This is a genomic window from Rhizobium sp. P1_E6, assembly GCF_056405875.1.
The window spans coordinates 1-2128 of the sequence record NZ_JBFUBG010000234.1 but is presented as its reverse complement, the minus strand read 5'-3'; the positions used below and the strand labels follow the sequence as shown (position 1 = coordinate 2128).

Sequence of the window (2128 nt, the reverse complement as noted above, 5' to 3'; positions counted from 1 at the left end):
GACGATGATCGCAGTGTCGTCGGCAAGTCGCAGCGGCGTCATCACCCAATAGCCGGGCCCGAGAGCCGTCGAGGCGTAGACGAGGCTCTCGCGGTCATTCTCCAACAGACCGCTCATCGTCACGCGCCGATATTCGTCGCCCGCGGCGCTGACCGTTTTCCATTGAGCCCGGGCCGGCGGTGCCACCGGCGCGGCATGAACCCGCGCATCAACGCGGGCGATCAGCGCACGTTTCCAGGATAACCTTTCGACTTGCCAGATGCCGAGGCAGACCAAGATGGTCGTCAGGAACGACAGGGCGACACATGCAATAACGCGGGAGGGCGAAAGGCGCCTTTGCGTTTTCACGACCTTTTCCTTCATAGAAACACGTTTCGCCCTGGAAGATCCCTCGGTCCTCTACGGTATGTTCTTCATCATGGCGGGGGTCATGGTCGGCATCATATTGGTATTCAGGTGATACATCACCCAAAGGGAACCGGCGAGCGCGATGGCGATGATGACGATGGTGAAGATCAACGCCATCATCGTCCAGCCGCCCTCGGACTTCGAGTTCATATGGAGGAAATAGATCATGTGCACGACGATCTGGATGACGCCCAGGGTCAGCACCAGGCTGACTGTCGCAAGCTTGCTGTGAAAGACGTCCCCGATGACCAATGCGAAGGGGATCGCCGTCAAAATTACCGACAGGACGAAGCCGGTCATATAGCTCTTGAAGGTGCCGTGACCGGCCTGGTGCCCGTGGCTATGGGCGTGGTGTGCGGTATGCGCATCTTCTCTGACAGGACTTTCAGCGATCATCCAACGACTCCCATGAGATAAACAACGGAAAAGACGCCGATCCAGACGACGTCGAGGAAGTGCCAGAACATCGAAAGGCACATCAGGCGGCGGCGGTTGGCTTCGATCAGGCCGTGCATGGACACCTGCACCATCAGCGTGATCAGCCAGATGATGCCGAAGGTGACGTGCAGACCGTGCGTGCCGACCAGGGTGAAGAAGGACGACAGGAAGGCGCTGCGCTGCGGCCCGGCCCCCTCGTGGATCAGGTGGATGAACTCATAGAGTTCGAGGCCGATGAAGGCTGCGCCGAAGAGGCCGGTGATTGCCAGCCAGAATAGCGTTTCCGCCTTTGCATTGCGCTMCATCTGCAGCATGGCAAAACCATAGGTGATGGAGGAGAGCAGCAGCATCGAGGTATTGATGGCCACCAGCGGCAGATCGAAGAGATCGGCCGGAGAGGGGCCGGCCGCATAATTGCGGCCGAGCACGGCGTGTGTGGCAAACAGCACCGCAAAGATCAGGCAGTCGCTCATGAGGTAGAGCCAGAAGCCGAGATTGGTGCTGTTTTGCGGATGATGGTCTTCCGTGAGGTAGAATCCAGGCTTTTCGGCCGTGTCGATAGTATGATCGCTCATGGTCTTTATACCTGCTCGGCAAGCAGCTTTGTGCGCTTGCCTTCCGTTTCGGTGACTTCGTCGGCGGGAATGTAGAAGTCGCGCTTGTAGTTGAACGTATGGCCGATCGCGACGACCAGCATGGCGACTGCGGAGAGAACGGCCAGCCACCACATGTACCAGATCAGGCCGAAAGCGAGGGTAATGCTGAAGGCCGACAGGATCGCGCCGGTGCCGGTGTTCTTTGGCATGTGGATCGGCTTGAAGCCGCCAAGCGGACGTTCGTAACCGCGCTTCTTCATGTCGTACCAGCTGTCGTGATCGTAGACGACCGGCGTGAAGGCGAAGTTGTAATCCGGCGGCGGCGAAGAGGTCGACCACTCGAGCGTGCGGCCATCCCACGGATCGCCGCTGTCGTCGCGCAGTTCCTCGCGCTTCCTGAACGAGACGACGATCTGGATCAGGAACGACGCGATGCCAAGTGCGATCAGGCAGACGCCGAAGGCTGCCACGATGAACCAGATCTGCAACGACGGATCGTCGAACTGGCTCATGCGGCGGGTGACGCCCATCAGACCGAGGACGTAGAGCGGCATGAAGGCGAACCAGAAGCCGATCTGCCAGAACCAGAAGCTCATCTTGCCCCAGAAGGGATCGAGCTTGAAGCCGAAGGCCTTCGGGAACCAGTAGTTCACGCCGGCGAACATGCCGAAGAGAACGCCGCCGAT

Annotated in this window: 4 protein-coding genes; all 4 read right to left on the bottom strand. The window is 59.3% G+C overall.

Annotated elements, in window-relative coordinates:
* Positions 1-348, bottom strand: a 348-nt coding sequence (locus tag AC1D35_RS35705) for an SURF1 family protein (RefSeq protein ID WP_477942696.1), incomplete at its 3' end; no start/stop codon positions are given.
* Positions 349-399: 51 nt separating this feature from the next.
* Positions 400-804, bottom strand: coding sequence for a cytochrome o ubiquinol oxidase subunit IV (gene cyoD, locus AC1D35_RS35700; RefSeq protein WP_113335410.1), 405 nt, complete (start codon positions 802-804; stop codon positions 400-402).
* A complete protein-coding gene (gene cyoC, locus AC1D35_RS35695; protein ID WP_477942693.1) occupies positions 801-1421 on the bottom strand; it encodes a cytochrome o ubiquinol oxidase subunit III in 621 nt (206 codons plus the stop codon). Before cyoC ends, cyoD begins: the two co-directional genes overlap by 4 nt.
* 5 nt (positions 1422-1426) lie before the next feature.
* A partial coding sequence (locus tag AC1D35_RS35690) for a cbb3-type cytochrome c oxidase subunit I (protein ID WP_477942691.1) occupies positions 1427-2128 on the bottom strand: 702 nt, incomplete at its 5' end.